Raw genomic sequence first — 20851 nt, forward strand, 5'->3', positions numbered from 1 at the left:
CCGTATCCGATGCCCGATGTTGTCGATCAACCCCAAGATGCTGCCCCGGCTCGACGCGTTGGAGGCCTGGCCTGCTGGCCCGCCGCCAACGCGCGTCGACGAAGGCCGGCGCGGTGAGGTCGAGGTGTCGACCTCACCCTGAGGTTCCTGCGCAGCAAGCGCGCCCGGGCCCACCGGGCCGCCGCGACATGGACTGTGGACCTGGGCGTGCCCACACGGCCTCGGCCTGGACGCTGATCGAGCACAACGATCTGTGGACGGGCCTGACCTGCGACGGCTGGCGTGGCCGCAGCGACCGGTCAGCGAATTCAGGCGCCGGCGCCGCCGTCGACCGGGACGATCGCGCCGGTCACGTACGAGGCCCGGTCGCTGAGCAGCCACGCGGCCGCCTCGGCGATCTGCCGGGGCTCAGCCATCCGACCAAGCGGGATCGTCGCGGTCATCTGCTCGACGATGCCGGGAGTCGCCGCCTCCCAAGTGTCGATCATCTCCGTGGCGGTCCCGCCGGGGGTGATGCCGTTGACCCGGACACGGTCACCGGCCCAGTTCACCGCGGCGGTCTCGGTAAGGCTGTTGAGCGCGCGCTTCATGGCACCGTAGGCGGGCAGGGCGGGGTTCGCGCGGCGGCTGCCGATGCTCGAGGTATTGACGATCGCCCCGCCGCCGCCCCGCCGCATGAGCGCGGCCTCGGCGGTCATGGCGGTCCAGTGCGAACGGAAGTTCACGGCGAACTGCTTGTCGATGTCCTCGTCGCTGGTGGTCTCGACCGGGCCGAACTGCTGCTGAGGGACCGCGCCGTTGTTGAAGGCGCCGTCGAGCCGTCCGTGCAGCTTGTCGACGTGGTCGACAGCGGCGCGGATGCTCGCGGGGTCTGCTAGGTCCAGGGTGACGGCGTCGGCGGCGCCGCCGTCGGCTCGGATCTCCTTCACGATGGTCTCGAGGGCGTCGGTGCTGCGGGCGGCGAGCACGACGGCGGCGCCCTCGGAGGCGAAGAGCCGGGCCGCGGCCGCCCCGATGCCGCGGCTGGCCCCGGTGATGAAGATGACCTTGCCGGTGAGCAGGCCGACGGGTGCGCTGTCGGTGCTGTTCGTGTAGTTCGTCATGCCAAACAGCGTCAGGCCGCACCCGGACCGGATACAGGCACAGCCTGTACCAGGATCCGCCGCCGCGCCGCGCGCACACTGGGCGTATGAACAGACAGGAGCTCGGGGCGTTCCTCCGCAGCCGCCGCGAGCGGCTCCGCCCGCGGGACGTCGGCCTCCCCTCCGGCCCGCGACGCCGCACACCAGGTCTGCGCCGCGAGGAAGTGGCAGTCCTCGCCCACATCTCCACCGAGTACTACATCCGCCTCGAGCAGGGCAGGGCGCCACGCCCCTCGGGCGACGTACTGGCCGCGATCGCGGGAGCGCTGCGGCTCACCGACGCAGAGTCCGACCACCTCCACGTCCTCGCGGGCACCGCGCCGAACCGTACCGGACTGCACCGGCGCGACGTCCGCCCGAGCATCCTCGCGCTCCTTCAGCGGCTGCCGCAGACGGCCGGCTTCGTGATGTCCGCCGCGTGCGAGGTCCTCGCCTGGAACGACCTCGCGGCCGCGCTCATGGAGGACTTCGCCCCGCTCGCCCCCGAGGACCGCAACCTCGCCCGCCGGGCCTTCCCCGGACCGCAGCCCGCCGATACGACGCTCTACGGGATCTCCGACGCCGCCGGCTTCCGGCTGGGCGTCGTGATGCAGCTCCGCACCACCCTCGCCCGCTACCCCACCGATCCCGCGGTGACCGGCCTCGTCGACGAACTCCGCTATGCCAGACCCGACTTCGCCCGGCTCTGGGAACGGCACGACGTGCAGGCCGCGCCGATGCTCACCAAGAGCTTCCGCCACCCGACCGTCGGGGAGGTCACCGTCGACTGCGACACCCTCAGCCTCACCGACCGCGACCAGTACCTCGTGCTCTTCAGCGCGCCACCGGGATCCCCTGGCGCCGAGGCACTCGCCCTCCTGAACGTCCTGGGAACAGAGGCCAGTCACTACCCGCGGTAGCGTCACAGCCGGCCGCCGCGCGCACCCTCGCCGACAGGGCGACTTGCTGATCCGGTCCGCCGTGGTCTCCTCGTCCGGCACCGCCATGGGGGACGTCCGCCGAACTGGGCCGACGTCTCCGTGGCCGGGATCTCACTCCCGAGGGCTCTTTGCGGATCACGTTCGGCGTGGCATCGGTCCACTGCTGCCACAGGCCAGGGGCGGCAAGGTATAGCAGCGAGAAGGGCATCCGCTGGGGCGGACGCTCCCCCGCAGCCGCAGCTGTCCGCGTACGTTGAAGTGCCCAGCCGCCGCATACGGATGATCGGGCTCAGCTGCCAGCGCGGAGTCTGACCGCTGGGCGGAGGGCTGAACGCTTTGCTTGATCAATCCGATCACGTCTATCGTGCCGACGATCGGAGCGGGCGTCCATCGAATGGCGCCTGGAGCGTAGGGGGAGCGATCGTCGTGGGTGTCCTCGTCAGGATCAGGGGTTGGCTGGAGTGCGATGATCGGCAGCTTGCCCAAGTCAGGGAGATCGTTGCATCGGACGATCCTGATCAGACGTATAGCGGTGGCTGGGCCTTTCCCCCGAGGCAGTACAACTTCGGCAACTGGGTCTTCTTCGGGGCCGAAATGCGCGCTCAGTCCGTCGACTGGTTTCTGGAGCGACTGCGGAGCGTGGCGCGCATTCCAGCCTCCGATGACGACAATGACCTGATCACCGGTCTGTTCATCGTCAGCCACGAGGTCGACGGCATGAGTGAGTGGCAGGTCCGCGACGGCATCGTGGTGATCCGAGCCGCGAGCGGGGCGTATCGGTTCCTCGACGAGTAAAGCTGTCGGTCTGCTGGTGAGAAGCCTTCGACGTCAGGCCGCGTCGGTGTCGCGGTCGATGGCGGTGAGGCGGTTCTTCAGCTGGTAGCTGGGGCCGTTGATGGAGATCACGTCACAGTGGTGGAGGAGCCGCTGGAGATCTTTAAGGGTGGGGGTTACGTGTGTCGTGACGGCCGTCGTGGGCCGCGCCATGCCGGAGGGATGAGGTATCCCGATGGCGGAGGGCTGACGGCGGAGGAGCGGGCTCGGCAGGAGCGGGTCGGGTTGGTGGCCGCTGATCTGATCGAGGCAGAGGCCAGTGACCGGGACGTGGCCCGGCGGTTCAGGGCGACTCGGATGTCGGCGAACCGCTGGCGGCGGGCGTTGGCTTCGGGAGGTCGGCAGGCCCTGGCATCCAAGGGGGCCGGCGGTGCCCGCTGCAAGCTTGACCTGGGTCAACTACGCGTGTTGGGAGCGGCGTTGGATTTAGTTCCGGCCGCGTCCGACTGGAGTGACCAGTGCTGGACTCTGGCGCGGTTGTGCGCCGCCGGTTCGGCGTGGGGTACACCCTGGCCGGGCTGGACCTGCTGCTGCACCGCATCGGCTGGAGCGTGCAGGTCCCCTCCCGCAGGGCCACCGAGCGGGCCGAAGTACACGATGCCCGACCCCAGCAGCTTGCGTCCTCCAGCCGTCCGAGGACTCGACCGAGTCATGTCCGAGTCGTCCGAGCTGCTGGAACTCCGGGACGGGGCACACGGCGCCCCTTGGCGAGCGAGCATCCACCGGCTGCAGAACATGCTCGTGCCGCAGCCGCCCGGAGAACAGCTCCGCCTGATCTGAGAACACCGCAACCACTGCCCGATCTCCAACCGGAAGGCCGCCATGAGCTGGGACGTGCTCCTCCTCCGTCTGCCCGACAACGTGACCTCGGTGCACGAACTTCCGGGCGACCACACCCCGCCCCCGCTCGGCAGCCTCCATGACGTGCTCGCGACCGTTGCCCGGGCCGTCCCCGACGCCGATCTCACGGACCCGACCTGGGGAGAACTCCTCGGACCCACGTGGTCCATGGAACTCAACATCGGCGACGAGGACCCAGTGGACTCGATCATGTTGCACCTCCGGGGCTCCGGCGACGACGTGCTCACGCCCGTCTTCCGGCTTGCCGAAACTCTGGGCTGCAAGGTTTTCGACTGTGCCGAAAGCGGCTTGATCAGTGCCGGGCAGACGTCGGGCCGGCACGCGTACCAGCAGTTCCGCGACCGCGTATCCGGCCCCGCCAAGCCACAGCACTAGCATCCACTCGTGCACCCTGAACCCCGATTGAGCCTTGAGACCCCACTCCCGCCCGGACGGATGATCACATCCGACGAGGGCGATGGAGACGTGCAGCCCCTGTGGCTCAGCGATCGGCCGGCCACGGCCGGACTGTGGGCCCAGATACATGCCGAGCACACTCGCTCCGGCCTGTGGCCGTTGCTGCTTGACGCGCTGGACCCGGATGACGACGAGTTCCGGCCGTGGGGCTCGGGAGAGCTCATGCCCGAGCGGATGACCTCTCCGGCGAGCCACGACCCGGCTGGTCTCCTCGAGGAGTGGTGGGCGACGTACACCGCCGTCGATGAAGACGACGACATGCTCTCCGCCAAGAGGCGCCTCGCCGTCACGGCCCCTTTCGGGCAGGACTGGCCCGGCATCGCTCCCGCTCGCTCGGGCGCAACCGACCCCGACGAGCCGGCAGCCGAGTACGCGCAGGTGTTCCTCACCGACCGTCCGCAGTCCCGGCTGGGACTCGTCGCGGCCGCAACCGGCGCCGAGGCCCTCGCGGTTGCAGGCTGGTGCGGCCCTCTCAACTACGACAACGACACGGCCAAGTTCTCTGCGGTCATCCGCGACTGGGAGCACCGATTCGGCGCCCGCGTCATCGCGGCCGGCTTCTCCACCCTGCACCTCAGCATCGCCGCGCCGCCGATGAACGAGGATGATGCTCTCCTGGTCGCGGCCGAGCACTTCGCCATCTGCCCCGACAACATCTGGCAGGGCGGCCGACCGTACACGCTGACCGGCTACACCGAGCGGATCATCGGAGCCCACGGCTGGGACTTCTGGTGGGACTGATCCATCTCCGCCTGGGAAGCGATCACCCGCCCTGTGGGAAGCGATCTCCAAGCGCTTCGTGAGCCCCTGGTCAGAGTCGCTCGTGAACACCCCGGCCTCCTGCTCCCAAGGCCGTGATGGCGCCCCCGCAATCGGCTCAACCAGGTCAACCGGTCAACCGAGAACCCTGGCCGAACCCTGGCCGCAACACGCCCTCCAGGCCGTGCTTGTGTCAGCAGACACCGTGTCCCACCCGGGTCGTGTCGCTTGGTACGAGGCCGGGGCCCTTCGTGTGTCGCGTTGCGGCGATCCATCGTGACCCGGCCGGCCCGGGAGGCCCCGCTCCTGCATGCGCAGACTGCTGGCTGTCAGTCGGGGAGGTTTGGTCAGAGCACGGGCGCCGCTGCGGAGGTCCCTGGCGATGTTCCAGGCGATGCATGCCGACGCCTTCGCCTCGCGTGCCGCCCGGGAACTGGCCGCCACCGGCGAGCACCTGTCCCAGGCTCCCGGAGGAGCACGGGAGCCACTGACCTCCCAGGAGCTGAAGATCGCCCATCTGGCGGCAGGGGGCGCGACCAACGCCGAGATCGCCGCCCAGCTGATCATCAGCGCCAGCACGGTCGACTACCACCTGCGCAAGGTGTTCCGGAAGCTCGACGTGCCCTCCCGACGCCGGCTCGCCCAGGCCCTACGAGGGTGACCGCGCCCACTACGTGCCACACGTGATGCGGCGACCCACCAGGCGGGCGAACCATCGGACGGTCGGAACCATCCCCCTCGGTCGGGAGAAGACCATGCCCTTCGTCACCGCATCCGACGGCGCCCAGATCTACTACAAGGACTGGGGAACGGGCCGCCCCGTCGTCCTCAGCCACGGCTGGCCGCTGAACTCCGACAGCTGGGAGGCCCAGCAACTGTTCCTGGCCACCCACGGCTACCGCGTCATCGCGCACGACCGGCGCGGCCACGGCCGCTCCACCCAGACGTGGAACGGCAACGAGATGAACACCTACGCCGACGACCTGGCCGCCCTGATCGACCACCTCGACCTGCGTGACGCCACCCTCGTCGGTTTCTCCACCGGTGGCGGCGAGGTTGCCCGCTACGTCGGCCGCCACGGCACCGCCCGACTCGCCCAGGTCGTGCTCGTCTCCGCCGTACCGCCGTTCATGCTCAAGACCGACGACAACCCCGGCGGCGTCCCGATCGAGACCTTCGACGCGATCCGGGCCGGATCGCTCGCCGACCGCTCGCAGCTCTACCACGACCTGGCCGACGGGCCGTTCTTCGGCAACAACCGGCCCGGTGCCGACGTCTCCCCGGGCATCCGAGAGGCGTTCTGGCACCAGAGCCTGCAGGCCGGGCACCGGGGCGCCTACGAGTGCATCGCGGCCTTCTCAGCCACCGACTTCCGCCCCGACCTGGACGCCATCGACGTGCCCACGCTGGTCATCCACGGCGACGACGACCAGGTCGTGCCGTTCGACGTCGGTGGCAAGGCGTCGGCCGCCCGCATCAAGAACGCGACGCTGAAGGTCTACCCGGGGGCCCCGCACGGCATCACCGACACCCACAAGGACCAACTCGGCGCCGACCTGCTGGAATTCCTCAACTCCTGAGCCGACGCCACACACCGAGCCCCGTCACACCGTCCATGCACGGCCCTGTCCGTCTGAGAAGGAGTCACGTCATGAATCCCGGTCATCATCCGCGCCGCCGCGTCCTGGGCGGGGTGCTCGCGGCTGGCGCCGCCACTCTCGTCGGGGCACCCACCCTCGCATCGGCCGCCTCCCCCGGCACTGCCGGCTCGGGCGGCGGAACCAAACCGACGGTCGTCCTCGTGCACGGCGCGTTCGCCGACGCCTCCGGCTTCAACGCCACCATCGGGTTGTTGCAGCAGAGCGGCTTTCCGGTGATCGCGCCGGCCAACCCGCTGCGGGACACCGCGGGCGACGCCGCGTACATCTCCAGCGTGCTGGACACCATCACCGGCCCCGTGATCCTGGCTGCCCACTCCTACGGCGGCATCGTCATCACCAACGCCGCCCGCGGCCACGCAGGCGTCAAGGCCCTGGTGTACCTGGGGGCGTTCGCGCCCGACGAGGGCGAGAGCGCGCTGCAACTGGCACAGCAGTTCCCCGGCAGCGAGCTGGGTGCCGCGCTCATCCCTCGCCCCTACCCGCTGCCCGGCAGCGCCCCGGGCACCGACGGCTATATCGCGCCGGAGAAGTTCCGGGCGGTGTTTGCGGCCGATCTGCCCACCGCCGAGACACGTCTCATGGCGGCCACCCAGCGCCCCGGCTCGGTCGAGGGGCTCAGCGGCCCCAGTGGCGCACCCGCCTGGAGAACCATCCCCTCCTGGTATCTGATCCCGACCCAGGACAAGGTCATCCCGCCCGCCGCCCAGCGGTTCATGGCCAAGCGCGCCGGCAGCAAGGTGGCCGAGATCCGCTCCTCGCACGTCGTCATGATCTCCCATCCGAAAGCCGCCGCCGGCGTCATCAAGGCCGCCTACGCCGCCACCCGCTGAAGGGCACACCCGTGAAACCCGACACGATCGTCCTCATCCACGGCTTCTGGGTCACGCCGCGCAGCTGGGAACACTGGATCGCCCACTACCAGGCCAAGGGCTTCCGGGTCCTCGCACCCGCCTACCCCGGCTTCGAGGCGGAGGTGGAGGCCCTCAACGCCGACCCCACACCCATCGAGCAGCTCACCGTCCCCGCGATCATCTCGTCGCTGGAGAAGCTGATCGACGGCCTCGGCACCCAGCCGATCCTCATGGGGCACTCCGCGGGCGGGGTGTTCACCCAGATCCTCCTGGACCACGGCTACGGCGCCTGCGGAGTCGCGATGAACTCCGCCCCCACCGAAGGCGTCGCCGTCGTCCCCCTGTCCCAGGTCAAAGCGACGTTCCCGGTGCTGAAGAACCCCGCCAACCGGCACAAGGCCGTCGGATTCACCTACGACCAGTGGCGCTACGCCTTCACCAACACCTTCCCCGAAGACCAGGCGAAGGCGACGTACGAGCGCTACCACATTCCCGCCTCCGGCCATGTGTTCTGGGGCAGCGCGCTGGCCAACATCCATCCCGGCCACGCCGACTCCTCCGTCGACTACCGCAACGACAACCGCGCGCCGCTGCTGTTCATCGCCGGCGAGAACGACCACCTGATGCCGCCGAAGATCCAACGATCCAACGCCAAGCACTACAAGTCGAACACCCTGACCGAGATCGTCGAATACCCAGGACGCTCTCACCTGCTGCCGGCGCAGGACGGCTGGGAAGAAGTCGCCGACTACGCCCTCGCCTGGGCGCTCGGCCACTCCTGACCCACACCTGCCAATTGTGAGCCCGGGACACAATCGCCCGTCCCGGGCCCCGGAAGGAGTCCGGCATGAGCGATGTCCGCATCGCCCACATCGGCGGCCCGACCACCCTGATCGAAATCGGCGGCTGGCGGCTGCTGACCGACCCCACGTTCGATCCCCCCGGCCGAACCTACCCCTTCGGCTGGGGCACCTCCTCCCGCAAGCTCACCGGTCCCGCCCTCGCCGCCACCGACCTGCCCCCGATCGACGCCATCCTGCTCAGCCACGACCACCACGGCGACAACCTCGACACCACCGGACGCAGCCTGCTCCAGGCCGCCCACGCCGTCATCACCACCCCCGCCGCAGCCCGGCGGCTCGGCGGAAACGCCCGCGGTCTCATCCCCTGGCAGGCCACCCGCCTCCACGCCCCGGACCGCCCCACGATCGACATCACCGCCACACCCGCCCGCCACGGCCCACCGCTGTCACGGCCGTTGACCGGTCAGGTGACCGGGTTCGCTCTGAAGTGGGAAGGCCAGCGGCACGGCGTGCTGTGGATCTCCGGGGACACCGTCCTGTACGACGGTGTCCGGCAGGTGGCCCAGCGCATGCAGGTGGGCACCGCGCTGATGCACCTCGGCGGTGTACGGTTCCCCGTCACCGGCCCGATCCGCTACACCATGACGGCCGCCCAGGCCGTCGAGCTGTGCCGCCTGCTGCTGCCGGTGACTGCCATTCCCGTCCACTACGAGGGATGGCACCACTTCCGTGAAGGCCGCGACGCCATCGAGGACGAACTCGCGCGCGCCCCGGCCGACATCCGCAACCGCTTCCGCTGGCTTCCCACCGGAACCCCTACGGACATCAGCAGCTGACCCACAGCGCGCCCCAGGCGACGAGCCGGAACCAGACACCGGTTACTGACCATGACCAGCCATAGCCACGCCCGCCGGCCCCAGACTGCTCCACCGGGCCCACCCCTGCTCGTCCCGGCGTGCAGCGCGGTGATCGGCTTCCGGAACCGAGGGGGCCCTGTGGTTATCGGTAGTTCGTTAAATTCGGCGGTGGTGTGGGTCGACGACGGGTCGAGTTGGTCGTAGGCCGGTGATAGGGGCCAACTGCCGTGCTGGGGGCTGAAGATGACCGCTCGCCGTCCGTGTCCGCCTGCGCCGGGGCCGCTGGAGGACTACGCGGCCCAGTTCGACGACCCCTTCTTCAGCCTGGCCCAGCGGCGAGGGTTTCGTAAGTATCTGACCGGGCTGCTGTCGCCGCGAGAGCGGAACAAGACGATCACCTGCCTGGCAGGGGCGGAGCCAGTGGCCGGTGCGGGGAAGCCGGGGGTACAGCGGCTGCAGTTCTTCCTGTCCGAGTCGCCCTGGGAGGCCGAGCAGATCAACGACCGGCGGCTTGAACTGCTGCGCAAGGAGCCGGCGACCGCTCCGCACGACGGCGGGGTCATCGTGATCGACGACTCCGGGGACCGCAAGGACGGCACCGCGACCGCGAATGTGGGCCGGCAGTGGCCGGGCCGGCTGGGCAAGACGGACAACGGCATCGTCACGGTGACCACGGTGTGGACCGACGGCCGCGTGTACTACCCGCTGCGCGCGACTCCCTATACCCCGACCCATCACTTCGCCCGCGGCCGGTCCGATCCGGCTTTCCGCACGAAACCGCAGCCGGCCGCTGCCCTCGCGGCCCGCGGGAAGGAGGCGGGCTTTTCCTGCCGGGCGGTGGTCGCCGACTGCGCCTACTCCGTCAGCGACGACTGGTACCTCGCACTGCGCGAGGCAGGCCTGGCCTACCCGGTCGCGCTCAAGCCGCACTGCGTTACCTGGGCTCGCGCCGACCAGCCGCACACCCCCATCGCAGCCGCACACGCCCTGACCTGGCGCGATGTCAGACATCCAGGCGGCTGGACGCCCGTTGAGCGTCACTTCCGCGACGGGCACACCGAGACCTGGTGGGCAGCCGAGGCCCGCCTGGGCGGCTACGGCCCCGACACACCCTGCCGCCTGGTCGTGGCCACCACCGATCCGGCCGCCCTGCCGGAGAAGGCCACCTGGTACCTGGCCACCAACCTGCCCCACCCCGACGCACCCCACGCCGCCACCAGCCCGCACCCGCCCGCCGACCTGGCCGAGCTCATGCGCCTCTACGGCCTGCGGCCGTGGATCGAGCAGAGCTACAAGCAGATCAAGGACGAACTGGGCTGGGCCGACTTCCAAGTCCGCTCCGACCGCGCCATCCGCCGCCACCAGACCCTGGTCAACTACGCCTTCTCCTTCTGCTGAAATCAGTGGCTCACCCCACCCGGGCCCCTGGACGCCAGCGCGCCGGACCCGTGCCCCGACCGCCGAATTTAACGAACTACCGGTAGCGGGGGTCGGGCCGGCACAGCGCTCCACTTGGCCATTCGGAGACACGGCCGTCTCGGCCAGCCCCACGGCTGGGTCAGCCCGGCTTGACCGCCAGCGTCGCAAAATAGTTCGACATGTATTGAGCGGATGCGTTGGATTGGTGCGGAGCTTCCGCGAAGCCGGTGAGGACAAACCCCGCAGCGAGTTGCCCGCCGATCTGGTCGGTGAGGGTGTGGCTGTATTCAAGAGGGGCATCCGCGCCGAACTTCGTGGCGCGTTCCTCGGCGGAGTACTGCGTGACATCGCTGTAGGGCAGCTTGTGCACGACGATCAGCTCGCCGCGCTCGTCGAGCGCTTCATGGTCGAACAAGTACACATCAGGGTTCAGGAAGCCCACGAGCAGAGTTCCGCCCGGTCGCAGGACGCGGTAGCACTCACGCCACACCGGTGCCAAGTCTGGTACGAAGAGGTTAGAGACCGGATGGAACACGACGTCGAATGTCGCGTCGCCGAAGGCACTGAGGTCGCGCATGTCGCCTAGGACGGTGCGCAGCTCGAGTCCGTCGCGCGCCGCCACCATCTGGTCCTGGCCGAGCTGGCGGGGTGAGTTGTCGAATACGGTGACCCGCGCCCCTGCGGCGGCGAGGATCGGACCCTGCTGGCCACCGCCGGAGGCCAGGCACAACACGTCCTTGCCGGTCAGGTCCGTCGGCAGCCAGGAGCGGTCGACTGGCTCACGCCCGATGAGAACAATCGACCAGTCGCCCATGCGGGCGCGTGCGACATCCTCGGCACTCACCGGCCTCGACCACTCGTTGCCCTCTTGGACACACTTGTCCCAGGCTGCCCGATTGTGGGCAACAGGGTCGACAACAATGTCCTGCACGTTTAACTCCCTGCTACAGCCAAGCGGACACCTGCGGTACTGACAGTTCGGTGCCGCTAGCCAACACGACTGCAGGGTGCGGGCTCAACGAAATTAGCGGGCATCGAGGTGTCCACGGGGCTCGACGGGTGGTCGCGCAGCGGGTGCGTAAGCGCTGGTTGCCTGGGTTGCGGAAGCCGTAGGCGTCGCGGGCGATGGTCTTGAGAGGGCGGTTCGTGAGTGACGTGCATCTACCGGAAGTTGCACGTACGTTCGCGGACGGGCCTGACGCGGCTGCTGACGGCGGCGGATCTGGTGGACTGAGGGTCGCTGGTGAGCTGATGTTTGGTGGATTAGGTACGGGTACTCATGTGGGCGGTGGTCAGCAGCCTGCATGGTACGGACATGCGATCGATCTTCCTCCTGAAATCCTTGCGGACGGCCGCGCTCGGCGGCGTCGTCGTCCTGGCCGGCTTCGGCGCGCAGAACGCCACCGCCGATCAGACCTCTATGGTCAGCACCGTCGCGGCGAGCGACGACGACGCGGAGGCGCGGTTCCTCGAGATGGCGGACCTCATCTCGCAGAGCTGTGCCCCGGACATCTCCAGCGGCGTCGATGACGTGGCATCGACCTCCGTGGCCGACACCATGGCAGTGGAGCCGACCCCCGACTCCACCCTGCCCGTCCTGGTCGACGCGGTGCCGCTGACCTCGACGGAGGAGTGCGCCGCCCAGAGGCACCAACTGCGCATCAGCAGGGCGTTTTCGGGGACGGACACGATCACGTATGAGGAGATGCGGAACAAGCTGACGAGCCTGAACTACCCGGCGGCGCGGATCCACCGCATGCAGGACTTCTGGGGCGAGCCTGTGGCAAGGCTCGACCTGCGAGTGGGGGCCGAGCACTTGGCTCTGGAGGTTACCGACATCAACAACGGCGTGATGGTTGAGGCGTTCGGCGCTCCGGAGGGCGTGAGTGTGACCGAGGTGCGGCTGGAGTCGCAGCTGGACGCGCCCACATCCTGAGGCCCTTGCCGACGCCCCCCGGGCCGTGCCACCGGGTCACTCAGAGAGCGTCGGCTCCGGCCGGGGGGTACCACCGCTGGCGTTTCCTCTTCCATGCCTGGTGAGCGAGTCGAGGTCCCGGGGCGGGTCGTAGTGCGCGCGGAGGCTCTTCAGGTCCTCTGATGACCCGGTTGGTGCCTTCGGAGCCAGCGTTGGTGATCCCAGTGTGCAGGAACGCAAGGATCTCTGGCCACCATGTCTCGACGATTGTGGCTCATAGGACCCCGTTAGGTCTGTCTCGATCTTGGTCTTGAGTGCGACCCGCTGGGCAGGGGGTGGTGGCAGGTGGTGCAGATGCCGGTCCAGCACCTCAGGACGTCCTGGAGGGCGTCGAGGACTTGGTAGAGGGTGAGACCGGACCGGGCACTTTTGGGGCCAGACGCTGTTCGGTGAGGAAGGCGTGGGCGGCGGTCACGAGGGTGACGTGGTGGTGCCGGCCCGGCCAGGAGCGCCCCTCGAAGTGGTCCAGACCCAGGCCGTGCTTGAGCTCGCGGTAGTCGTGCTCGATGCGCCAACGGAGCGTCCCGTGCGGGCCTGGCTCCGGGTACCGCCGTGACGCGGCGCGTCAGCGGCGAGAGTGGCGGGGCAGGCCGTGGGGTGTCGTCGCGCCCTGGACGTCGGAGGATTCGCGGTGTGTGCGAGATCGTTGCGGCCGGCGCCGCGGACGCCGGCCGCGGTCGAGTCGTCGCGGGGCTCTGGGCGGCCAAGTCCTTTGAGCCATCCAACGGCGACCAGCTCACAGCCATCCCCGGACCCCCTGGACCCGCCGATCTTACGGACGACCAGCAGACCCACGCTCGGAAGGTAGGACAGGCTGACCCGCGACGGCTCCGCACGGCCGGCGCGGTACGAACCGGCGACGGCCGCGCCCACGGGGCCGACCTCCAGGTCGCCACGGAAGCGGCGGCTGCGGTCGACGCAGCCGGCGAAACGGCCGACGCGGCGCCGATCGGTGCCCTGCGCCCGGCACGCTGTCCCGGTGTCGGGCACGCGCAGACAGCACATGGGGTCCGGGCCTGCGGCTCGGGCGGCTCTGTCCTACCTCGGGGAGTCGGATCAGTCCGGGATACCCTGTGGCCACGTGGAGTACCGCCGCAAGCCGTACATCAGCGGTGCGGCGGCGGCCTGGTGCGTGGTCACCTCCAGGACTTCGCCGAACACCACGGTGTGGTCGCCCACCGCCTTCGTCCCCGTCACCTCGCAGTCCGCCACCGTCCGGGCGGCGTCCGGCAGATGCGGACCGGCCGCCGCGAGCCCGGCCTGCCAGAGCACCCGGTCGAACCGGTCCGGTGAGCCCGAGGCGAACAGCTCCGCCACCGGCCTCCCGCCACCGTGCAGCAGGTTGACGGCGAAGGACCCACGCTGTTCCAGCGCCCGGAGCGTGGCGCTCCCCTGCCTCATGCAGACCAGCAGCGTCGGGGGGTCCAGGGCCACACTGCACAGTGAGGAGCAGGTCATGCCTCGTGGCCTTCCTTCGAGGTCGAACGTGGTGACCACCACGACACCGGTGGGAAAACCTGACATCAGCGAGCGGAAGTCATCCGCCTGGGCCGACTCGACGGTCGCCTCGACAGGCCTGGTCATCGCCGTGCACTCCTCGGGGATCGCAGCGGCCGCCGGCCGCCGGGCTTCTTGATCGCATGCACCGACCGTCGACGGCAACGTCCGCCGTGCAGCCGACCTCGGCCCCATGGGGCCGTGCTTCGAGCCGGAGAGGCTCACAGGCTCTAGGAAGATGCTTCCGGGCGGAGTTCGACTGCCGCAGGTTCCGGCTCGTCGCCGGGTGTCGCCGTCGTCCTGCTGCCCTGTCGCCGCAGCAGTACGGCCGCCGCGACGGCGCCCAGGGCCGCGCCCGCCGCCGCTACCAGGACCGCCGTGTGCAGCCCGTCCGCCATCAGGTCGCCCACCGAGCGCAGCACGTTCTCCCGGAGGCCGGCCGGCAGGGCGTCGGCACCGCCCACCTGCCCGTGTTCGATGGCGTCGGCCAGCTCCTTCCGGGCGGCGTCCGGCAGCGGGACCTTGGCCAGCACGTCCGGCAGACCTGAGTTCAGCCGCTGCTGGACCACACTGCCGGAGAGGGCCACACCGAAGACGGCCCCGACCTGACGGCAGGTCTGGGACATTCCCGAGGCGACGCCCGCCTGGTGCGGCGGCACCGCCGACAGCAGCGCCACCGTGGCCGGTGCCCCGACCACGGACACACCGGTCCCGATCAGGACCAGGGGCCACCAGTACGTTCCGAAACCGCTGTCGGCCTCCATGCCCACCAGGCCCACGAACCCGCCGACCGCCACCAGGGAACCGACCACGACGGCGAACCGGGTGCCCAGCCGGGCGGCCACGGCCGGCGCCAGCAGCGACGCCACCGTGATGGAGGCGGTCAGCGCCAGCAGCCGCAGACCGGTCTGCACGGGAGTGAGCCCGTTCACCTGTTGCAGGAACAAGGTGAGCAGGAAGATGACCCCGTACAGGCCGAAGAAGCCGAAGAAGTTCACCGAGCAGGTCATCAGCACGACGCGGTGGCGCAGCAGGGCCAGCGGCAGCATGGGGTGCGAGGTCCGGCTCTCCCAGCGCAGGCATGCGCCGAGCACCGGCACCGAGCCGGCGAGGAGCCCGATGACCAGTGGCGATCCCCAGCCCCGCTGGCCGGCCTCGATCAGGGCGTAGGCCATGGCCCCGATGCCGGTGACGAACAGCAGCTGACCGATCCAGTCGGCCTTGCGCCCGGCGGACGCCGTCACGGGCTCCGGCCCGGCCGGGCCCAGCGGCAGCAACGAGGCCAAGGCCCCCAGCGCCAGGAGGCCGATCGGCAGGTTGATCCAGAAGATGCTCTGCCAGGAGTACGCGTCCACCAGCAGCCCGCCGACGATCGGACCAGCGGCCAGGGCGACGCCGCCCACCCCGGCCCACGTCGCCACCGCCGCGGCCCGGGCACGTTCCTCGGTGTAGAGCTGACGGATCAGGGCCAGCGACACGGTGATCATGACGGCGCCGAAGACGCCCTGCACGGCCCTCGCCACCAGCAGCGCCTCGATGCCGGTGGCCAGCGCGCAGGCCACCGACGCCGTGGTGAAGCCGGTCAGACCGACCAGAAAGACCCGGCCGCGCCCCAGGGCGTCGCCGAGAGTGCCGGCCGTGAGCAGGAAGCAGGCGAAGGTGAGGACGTAGATGTCGAACACCCACTGCAGGTCCGAGACGCCGATGTCCATCTTCTCCTGCATGTCGGGGAGAGCCACCCCCACGACCGTGCTGTCGAGGTAGACCATGACGACACCGGCGCAGATGAAGGCCAGGCGCAACGAGCGCGGGCCGCGCCCTTGCGGCGCCTGGAGGGCCGTCACGAGCCGACGACCGCAGCGTCTCGGTGGCTGCTGGTGAGCTCGATGTCCTCTCCCAGCAGACCGCGCAGGATGAGCGCGATGCTGTCGATGAGGGCACGCATGGCGACCGGGTTGATGATCGGCTCCAGGCTGGGGATGCCCATGTCGAACTCGCAGGAGAACAGCACCACCACGTCGTCGCCGACCTCCCGGACGTCCCAGGTCCCGACGAACCGGGCGAAGTCTCCGGTGAGCTGTTCGAAGGTGATGTTCCGGGCGACGCGGTCCACCACGTCCCGTTCGGTCCAGTGCAGGACGCCGCCGCGGAAGTTCACCGCCCAGGCGGAATCGACGGTGCCGGCGTCGTCGGCGGTCACCGTGACCTCGCGTACGGCGTCGGTGTGGTGGGCGTACCGCTCGAAGTCACTCACGCGGTCGAAGACCTCGTCCGCGTCCCGGTCGCTGAGCAGTCCCTCGACACGTATGAAGCAGGGCATTGCGGGTTCCTTCCAGAGAGTTGAACATCATGGGGCCGGCCGACGGCGGCCGGGTCAGCCCAGGACCAGCGGTCCGCCGGCGAAGGCCGTGCACAGCGCCTGGCTGGACCAGGCGCGCGAGGGCGGGTGGAACTTCAGGGCGGCCGCGCACGCGGCCAGATATGACGTCTCATCACTGGAGACGTATGACATGCCGCCGAGCGACTCCAGACAGCGCGGCACCACCCGGTCGATCGTGTCCTGCACGGAGAACCGGACCACCAGCGACTGCAGGAGCTCCGCCTGCCCCACGGGGCCGTCGCCGTCCAGTGCCGCCGCGACACCGACGATGGCGCCCATCGCGGCCTCCAGCTCCACCAGGATCCGGGCCCGCTCGGCGACGTCCGCCCGGTCCCGGGCCAGCACCCGTTCCGCCAGCGCGCTGGCCATGCCCAGATACGAGGCCGCCATCATCAGCTCGAACCAGATGAAGCCGACGTTCTGGATGGTGTCCAGACTGCCGTCCTCGCCCAGCTCGGTGCGGACCACCATGTCGGCGGGCACCCGGACGTCCTCCAGCCGTACCTCGTCGCTCTCGGCGCCGGCCAGAGCGGCGGTGCCCCAGAACGGGTGCACGGAGATACCGGGGGTGGACGCGGAGACCAGCGCCACGGCCAACTGCGGGCCGTTGCCGGTGTCGAGCGTCACGGACGCGGTCAGCAGATCCATCGACGCGGACAGACTGCAGGGCTTCTTGGCACCGTTGAGGACGATGTCGTCGCCGTCCTGCGTGGCCGTGATGGAGGACGCGAGGATCGACTGCCCCGACCGGCCCTCGGCGAACCCGGAGGCCATCAGCAGCTTCTGATCGGCGACGGCCTCGAGCAGCATCCACTCGAGGCCCTTGGTGGCCTCGTACGCCTGGATGAGGCCCGCGACCGAGAAGTGGTGCATGGTCGTGGCCACCGCCAGGGACGGGCTGCGCGAGGCCACGGCCCGCTGCAGCCGGACGGCCTGCACGGCGCTCGCCCCCAGGCCCCGGTGCTCCGATGGCACCACGAGGCCGGGGCCGCCCGCTTCCTTGAACAGGGTCAGTGCGGGACCCTGCGGCCGTTCCCGTTCCTTCAGCGGAAGAGCGGCAAGCCGGTCGTCCAGTCCGGGCAGGAACGTCTCCAGGGTCTCGCGCTCTGGCTCAAGAAACCGCATCGCTGTCTCCTGCGGGTCCGGGCCAGGGCTTGCCCGCGAGCGTGCTGTCGATCCATCGGCCGATCTCCCTGGCGATCGGCTCGGGCCGGTTGGCCCAGGCGGTGTGACTGAGTTGTTCGGGGTGGTGCCAGCGGGACACCTCGGCGCCCGGCAGCAGCCCGCACAGGGCGTCCACCGCGCCGGGCGGGGCCAGCAGGTCGTTACCGACCGACACCGCCAGGACCGGCAGGCGAAGGCCCGCGATCAGCTGTTCGTAGTCGACGTCGGCGCCGGCCGGGCGGTAGCGGCCGGTACGGGCCATCCGGGCCCAGTCGCCGACCAGGACCCGGGACTGACGGCCCGCGAAGCGCAGGACGTCGCCGGGCCAGTAGCCGCGCAGCCGGGCGACCCCCGCGACGGCGTTGGTGCCCAGGAGCGGGATCAGCCCGGTCAGCCCCGGATAGGTGCGGAAGTACGGCGTGCCCGCCGCGACCAGCAGTACGCCGTCCAGCTCGGACGCGTTCCTGGCCGCGTACATCAGGCCGATCTGCCCACCGATGCTGTGCCCCAGCAGGAACACCGCGCTGCCCGGCGCCCTCTCGCGAAGGGCGCCGAACACGGCGGGGTAGTCCACGGTGGCGAGTTCGTGGTAGCCGTACCGGGCCGAGGAGTCCGGTCGGGGCCGGCTGTCGCCGTACCCGCGCAGATCGGCCACCGCCACGCCCAGGCCGTGCTCCGCCAGCGCGGCGGCGAAACGTCGGTAGAACCGCGCCCGTACACCGATCGCGGGCCACACGACCACCAGCGGGGCGCCCACCGGGCCCGGCCAGTGCAGCACTGCCAGCTCGGCTCCGTCCGGCAGCGACACCGTCAGCCGGTCAGCCACGGGGTCCGCTGCCGGACGTTCGGACCGATCTCTCACTCGCCCATTCCCATGTACGCCAGGCGGGTGATCTGGGTCTCGGCGGACCACTGCAGGGCGGTGGCGATCCGTTCGTCCGGAGTGGTGTCCAGCAGCCGGCGACCCGCCCAGATCTCGTGGTCGCCGATGACGTCGGCGATCTGCTGGATGCCCTCCTGGAACAGCTGCTCGCGGCGTTGCAGCACCGCGAGCACCGGCAGCTTGGTCCACAGCTCGTTGCCACGCCGGACCACGTCCGTCAGGTGCTCCTTGAGCGACGGGTCACGCTCCAGGTGCCGCTTGACGATCTCGCTGCCGACGGTCAGATGCCGGATCTCGTCGATGCCCGCTCCGCGCTCCACGCTCGCCGCCGCCGGGTCGACGATCTTCCACTTGTGCTCGCTGAGTTCACCGGTGGGCGCCAGTACCCCCTCGACCAGGATGGTCAGCACCGCGACTCCGGAGACGAAGGCGTGCGGCCCGTTCATCACCGTCAGGCCGAACTCCTCGAGCGGGTCCAGGACGTTGCGCTGGTGCTCGCCCGCGTACTCCTCGATGACCTCGTCTAGTTCCGCCTCGGGGACACCGACCTCCACCATGTGCGCGCGGAACGCCTGGGCATGCCGTGCCTCGTCGATGAGCTGAGTGGCGTAGAACTCCATGGACTTCACGTCGGGAGCGTTCTGCACCAGGGAGGTGATGGCGCGGGCGGCCTTGTCCTCGGCGATGGAGCGGAAGGAGAACTCGAAGAGGAGCGCGTCACGCAGCGGGCCGGGCTTGAGCATGTAGTCGGGCGTCACGGCATCCGGGCGGTGGCCGTTGACCAGCCCGGTGAGCGTGCCCTGGGCGACGTTGGTGATCCAGTAGTCCAGGTCGCACTGCTCGGGGCTGAGCCTGAGTTCCCGGGCCCCTTCCAGCACGTTGGGAGCCAGGTCCCAGTCCGCCTCGGGTGCGAGGTTCGTCGTCATCTCGTGGTCCTCAAGGTCGTCGTATCAGATTGCGTTGGTGATGCGGAAGAGTTGCCAGAGGGAAGACGGCCGGGGTCCGCCTCCGAAGGCCACGTACTCGGGTTCGATCACCTGCGGCGCCCATTTGAGCTTGAACGCCTGCTGGGACCGGGCCGGGTAGACGAATGTGCCCCGCTCGGCGATCAGCCGCACCATGCGGCTGAGTGCCGGGCTGGCGTTGGCGGGCTCGTCGCCCAGCCCGGCGAACGGGGTCAGTCCCAGGTGGAGCCACTCGGCTCCTTCCTCGGTGAACGTCTGCAGGGCGGCGAAATTGATCAGCTCGATCGTGCCGACCGATGCCTGCGGGGTCCGCCGGGTCAGGTCGTACAGCCAGCCGGGTCGGCTGCCGTACGCGGGCGAGTAGGAGACGTAGCCGATCACGGCCCCGTCCCGCTCGGCCACGAACAGCCGCCGGTGCGGGGTGCCCCGGCCGGTGCGTTCGCCCACCAGGAAGGTCATCCGCTTGACGTGCCAGCCCTTGTCGCGCAGCCATCGGCGGTCGATCTCGTCCAGTTCGGGCGGCGGGTCGGCGGCCGGCACCTCGCGGACCGACACCTTCTCCCGTCTCGCCCGGGCCATGTTCTGCCGGATCTTGGCCAGAGCCTTGCCCTTCAGCGAGAAGCGTGTCAGGTCCACGCTGTACGAGCTGCCCAGCTGATTGACCGTCCAGTCGCGTCCGGCGAACACGTCCAGGTCCGCAGCCCGGACCTGGACCGCCACCAGCCGCTGCCGGCCGCCGACCACCTTCTCCTGGAACTCCGCCAGGAGCGCGCCGCGGTGCTCGGTGGGCGCGAACGGCCCGCCGAAGACGAACACCGTCGAGCCGCGCCGCCGATAGGAGATGACACCCGGCACGGACACGGAGGTGAAGTGCTCCACGCCGTCGTTGTAGGCGAGGAACCCGCTGGGGTGGTCGGCGTACGTGGTGATGCTCTCGAGCGCGCCCGGCTGCGCGGCCGTCATACGGGCTGCACCTGCGCCTGCTGTGCGGCGTGGAAGGCCTTCTGGCGGCCGGTCTCGAAGTGCTCGAACGGCTCGGCGATCGGCTTGGCGTAGTTGCCCAGCAGGCCGCGGTCGCCGAACAGGTGCAGGGGGATGACCAGCAGGGCCCACTCCGGGCCCACCAGCCAGGCCCACAGCAGGATCACCGTGCCGGCGGACAGCCAGGTGTGCATGATGTTGTACAGGATGTGGAACACCGGGTGGATCCGCCCGTCCCTGGACAGGGTGTACGCGATCAGGCCCGGGATGTAGCCGATGATGTCGATGTAGGCGAACAGCAGGATCGCCGGTCCCCAGCGCACCTCGTCCAAGTGCCACACAAAGGCGACGGCGGCCACGGCGAAGACGCCGAGGTATTCGGCCCGCGTGGTGCGGTAGTTCTGCGGGTGCCCGAAGGCTTGCTCCGCGCTCATGGTTTCCTT

21 protein-coding genes and 4 pseudogenes are annotated in these 20851 nt (G+C 69.8%); 13 read left to right on the forward strand and 12 right to left on the reverse strand.

Features of this window, described 5'->3' with window-relative positions; genetic code table 11:
- Nucleotides 1–308: 308 nt before the first annotated feature.
- Nucleotides 309–1103 (reverse strand): SDR family NAD(P)-dependent oxidoreductase, encoded by a 795-nt coding sequence (locus AQJ64_RS37275; protein ID WP_055634640.1) that lies wholly within the window; start codon nt 1101–1103, stop codon nt 309–311.
- An 86-nt stretch (nt 1104–1189) separates the two neighbouring features.
- Between AQJ64_RS37275 and AQJ64_RS37280 the strand changes: the two genes are divergently transcribed.
- Together AQJ64_RS37280 and AQJ64_RS37285 are read left to right on the forward strand one after the other, a co-directional pair.
- Entirely contained in the window at nt 1190–2041 is an 852-nt protein-coding gene (locus AQJ64_RS37280; protein WP_055634639.1) for a helix-turn-helix transcriptional regulator, read from the forward strand.
- Between the two features lie 447 nt (nt 2042–2488).
- On the forward strand, nt 2489–2857 hold the full coding sequence (locus AQJ64_RS37285; protein ID WP_055634638.1) for a hypothetical protein: 369 nt from the start codon (nt 2489–2491) through the stop codon (nt 2855–2857).
- A 33-nt stretch (nt 2858–2890) separates the two neighbouring features.
- Here the strand turns inward: AQJ64_RS37285 and AQJ64_RS48615 are convergent.
- Nucleotides 2891–2995, reverse strand: a pseudogene (locus AQJ64_RS48615) (ATP-binding protein); the annotation flags it as partial.
- Between the two features lie 63 nt (nt 2996–3058).
- On the opposite strand from AQJ64_RS48615, the pseudogene AQJ64_RS52505 reads away from it, so the two are divergent.
- The 10 genes and pseudogenes from AQJ64_RS52505 to AQJ64_RS37325 all read left to right on the forward strand — a co-directional run.
- A pseudogene (locus AQJ64_RS52505) lies at nt 3059–3486 on the forward strand (winged helix-turn-helix domain-containing protein); the annotation flags it as partial.
- Between the two features lie 61 nt (nt 3487–3547).
- Nucleotides 3548–3676, forward strand: a complete 129-nt coding sequence (locus AQJ64_RS51890; RefSeq protein ID WP_276206666.1) for a hypothetical protein — start codon at nt 3548–3550, stop codon at nt 3674–3676.
- A gap of 42 nt (nt 3677–3718) precedes the next feature.
- Nucleotides 3719–4132, forward strand: coding sequence for a hypothetical protein (locus AQJ64_RS37290; RefSeq protein WP_055634637.1), 414 nt, complete (start codon nt 3719–3721; stop codon nt 4130–4132).
- Nucleotides 4133–4375: 243 nt separating this feature from the next.
- Complete coding sequence (locus tag AQJ64_RS37295) at nt 4376–4954, forward strand: DUF4253 domain-containing protein (protein ID WP_244902710.1); 579 nt, start codon at nt 4376–4378, stop codon at nt 4952–4954.
- Between the two features lie 412 nt (nt 4955–5366).
- Nucleotides 5367–5633: a helix-turn-helix domain-containing protein gene (locus AQJ64_RS37300; RefSeq protein ID WP_244902711.1), complete on the forward strand. Its 267-nt coding sequence runs from the start codon at nt 5367–5369 to the stop codon at nt 5631–5633.
- 94 nt (nt 5634–5727) lie between these two features.
- A complete protein-coding gene (locus AQJ64_RS37305; protein ID WP_055634634.1) occupies nt 5728–6552 on the forward strand; it encodes an alpha/beta fold hydrolase in 825 nt (274 codons plus the stop codon).
- 71 nt (nt 6553–6623) lie between these two features.
- Nucleotides 6624–7463 carry an alpha/beta fold hydrolase gene (locus AQJ64_RS37310; RefSeq protein WP_055634633.1) on the forward strand — a complete coding sequence of 280 codons (840 nt, stop codon included), beginning with the start codon at nt 6624–6626 and terminating at the stop codon, nt 7461–7463.
- 11 nt (nt 7464–7474) lie between these two features.
- Complete coding sequence (locus AQJ64_RS37315) at nt 7475–8266, forward strand: alpha/beta hydrolase (RefSeq protein ID WP_055634632.1); 792 nt, start codon at nt 7475–7477, stop codon at nt 8264–8266.
- A gap of 65 nt (nt 8267–8331) precedes the next feature.
- The gene (locus AQJ64_RS37320) at nt 8332–9123 is read left to right on the forward strand and encodes an MBL fold metallo-hydrolase (RefSeq protein ID WP_055634631.1); all 792 of its coding nucleotides are present in this window, start codon (nt 8332–8334) and stop codon (nt 9121–9123) included.
- A gap of 264 nt (nt 9124–9387) precedes the next feature.
- Nucleotides 9388–10602: pseudogene (locus AQJ64_RS37325) on the forward strand (IS701 family transposase); the annotation flags it as partial.
- 100 nt (nt 10603–10702) lie between these two features.
- On the opposite strand, the gene AQJ64_RS37330 reads toward AQJ64_RS37325, so the two are convergent.
- Complete coding sequence (locus tag AQJ64_RS37330; RefSeq protein WP_055634630.1) at nt 10703–11494, reverse strand: class I SAM-dependent methyltransferase; 792 nt, start codon at nt 11492–11494, stop codon at nt 10703–10705.
- A gap of 384 nt (nt 11495–11878) precedes the next feature.
- Here AQJ64_RS37330 and AQJ64_RS37335 point away from each other — a divergent pair, with 384 nt between their 5' ends.
- Nucleotides 11879–12499, forward strand: a complete 621-nt coding sequence (locus tag AQJ64_RS37335; protein ID WP_157880955.1) for a hypothetical protein — start codon at nt 11879–11881, stop codon at nt 12497–12499.
- A 349-nt stretch (nt 12500–12848) separates the two neighbouring features.
- On the opposite strand, the pseudogene AQJ64_RS46970 reads toward AQJ64_RS37335, so the two are convergent.
- The 9 genes and pseudogenes from AQJ64_RS46970 to AQJ64_RS37375 form a co-directional block, all read right to left on the reverse strand.
- Nucleotides 12849–13058 (reverse strand): annotated as a pseudogene (locus AQJ64_RS46970) (IS701 family transposase); the annotation flags it as partial.
- 536 nt (nt 13059–13594) lie between these two features.
- Nucleotides 13595–14122, reverse strand: a complete 528-nt coding sequence (locus AQJ64_RS37340) for a flavin reductase family protein (RefSeq protein WP_055634628.1) — start codon at nt 14120–14122, stop codon at nt 13595–13597.
- Nucleotides 14123–14265: 143 nt separating this feature from the next.
- On the reverse strand, nt 14266–15879 hold the full coding sequence (locus AQJ64_RS37345; RefSeq protein WP_055634627.1) for an MFS transporter: 1614 nt from the start codon (nt 15877–15879) through the stop codon (nt 14266–14268).
- Nucleotides 15876–16355, reverse strand: coding sequence for a type II toxin-antitoxin system RatA family toxin (locus tag AQJ64_RS37350; RefSeq protein ID WP_055634626.1), 480 nt, complete (start codon nt 16353–16355; stop codon nt 15876–15878). Before AQJ64_RS37350 ends, AQJ64_RS37345 begins: the two co-directional genes overlap by 4 nt.
- Before the next feature lie 54 nt (nt 16356–16409).
- Nucleotides 16410–17540 carry an acyl-CoA dehydrogenase family protein gene (locus AQJ64_RS37355; RefSeq protein ID WP_055634625.1) on the reverse strand — a complete coding sequence of 377 codons (1131 nt, stop codon included), beginning with the start codon at nt 17538–17540 and terminating at the stop codon, nt 16410–16412.
- Complete coding sequence (locus tag AQJ64_RS37360) at nt 17527–18405, reverse strand: alpha/beta hydrolase family protein (protein ID WP_055634624.1); 879 nt, start codon at nt 18403–18405, stop codon at nt 17527–17529. Before AQJ64_RS37360 ends, AQJ64_RS37355 begins: the two co-directional genes overlap by 14 nt.
- A 32-nt stretch (nt 18406–18437) precedes the next feature.
- The gene (locus tag AQJ64_RS37365) at nt 18438–19388 is read right to left on the reverse strand and encodes a ferritin family protein (protein WP_055634623.1); all 951 of its coding nucleotides are present in this window, start codon (nt 19386–19388) and stop codon (nt 18438–18440) included.
- Between the two features lie 24 nt (nt 19389–19412).
- Complete coding sequence (locus AQJ64_RS37370) at nt 19413–20390, reverse strand: bifunctional lysylphosphatidylglycerol flippase/synthetase MprF (RefSeq protein ID WP_055634622.1); 978 nt, start codon at nt 20388–20390, stop codon at nt 19413–19415.
- Complete coding sequence (locus tag AQJ64_RS37375) at nt 20387–20842, reverse strand: hypothetical protein (RefSeq protein ID WP_055634621.1); 456 nt, start codon at nt 20840–20842, stop codon at nt 20387–20389. Before AQJ64_RS37375 ends, AQJ64_RS37370 begins: the two co-directional genes overlap by 4 nt.
- Nucleotides 20843–20851: the final 9 nt, after the last annotated feature.

This window comes from Streptomyces griseoruber, from assembly GCF_001514205.1.
GTDB classification, from domain to species: Bacteria; Actinomycetota; Actinomycetes; order Streptomycetales; family Streptomycetaceae; genus Streptomyces; species Streptomyces griseoruber.

Coding starts and splice junctions, on each gene's coding strand:
- AQJ64_RS37275 (WP_055634640.1), bottom strand. CDS start 1,103: ATGACGAACTACACGAACAGCACCGACAGCGCACCCGTCGGCCTGCTC.
- AQJ64_RS37280 (WP_055634639.1), top strand. CDS start 1,190: ATGAACAGACAGGAGCTCGGGGCGTTCCTCCGCAGCCGCCGCGAGCGG.
- AQJ64_RS51890 (WP_276206666.1), top strand. CDS start 3,548: ATGTCCGAGTCGTCCGAGCTGCTGGAACTCCGGGACGGGGCACACGGC.
- AQJ64_RS37290 (WP_055634637.1), top strand. CDS start 3,719: ATGAGCTGGGACGTGCTCCTCCTCCGTCTGCCCGACAACGTGACCTCG.
- AQJ64_RS37295 (WP_244902710.1), top strand. CDS start 4,376: ATGCCCGAGCGGATGACCTCTCCGGCGAGCCACGACCCGGCTGGTCTC.
- AQJ64_RS37300 (WP_244902711.1), top strand. CDS start 5,367: ATGCATGCCGACGCCTTCGCCTCGCGTGCCGCCCGGGAACTGGCCGCC.
- AQJ64_RS37305 (WP_055634634.1), top strand. CDS start 5,728: ATGCCCTTCGTCACCGCATCCGACGGCGCCCAGATCTACTACAAGGAC.
- AQJ64_RS37310 (WP_055634633.1), top strand. CDS start 6,624: ATGAATCCCGGTCATCATCCGCGCCGCCGCGTCCTGGGCGGGGTGCTC.
- AQJ64_RS37320 (WP_055634631.1), top strand. CDS start 8,332: ATGAGCGATGTCCGCATCGCCCACATCGGCGGCCCGACCACCCTGATC.
- AQJ64_RS37335 (WP_157880955.1), top strand. CDS start 11,879: ATGCGATCGATCTTCCTCCTGAAATCCTTGCGGACGGCCGCGCTCGGC.
- AQJ64_RS37340 (WP_055634628.1), bottom strand. CDS start 14,122: ATGACCAGGCCTGTCGAGGCGACCGTCGAGTCGGCCCAGGCGGATGAC.
- AQJ64_RS37350 (WP_055634626.1), bottom strand. CDS start 16,355: ATGCCCTGCTTCATACGTGTCGAGGGACTGCTCAGCGACCGGGACGCG.
- AQJ64_RS37355 (WP_055634625.1), bottom strand. CDS start 17,540: ATGCGGTTTCTTGAGCCAGAGCGCGAGACCCTGGAGACGTTCCTGCCC.
- AQJ64_RS37365 (WP_055634623.1), bottom strand. CDS start 19,388: ATGACGACGAACCTCGCACCCGAGGCGGACTGGGACCTGGCTCCCAAC.
- AQJ64_RS37370 (WP_055634622.1), bottom strand. CDS start 20,390: ATGACGGCCGCGCAGCCGGGCGCGCTCGAGAGCATCACCACGTACGCC.
- AQJ64_RS37375 (WP_055634621.1), bottom strand. CDS start 20,842: ATGAGCGCGGAGCAAGCCTTCGGGCACCCGCAGAACTACCGCACCACG.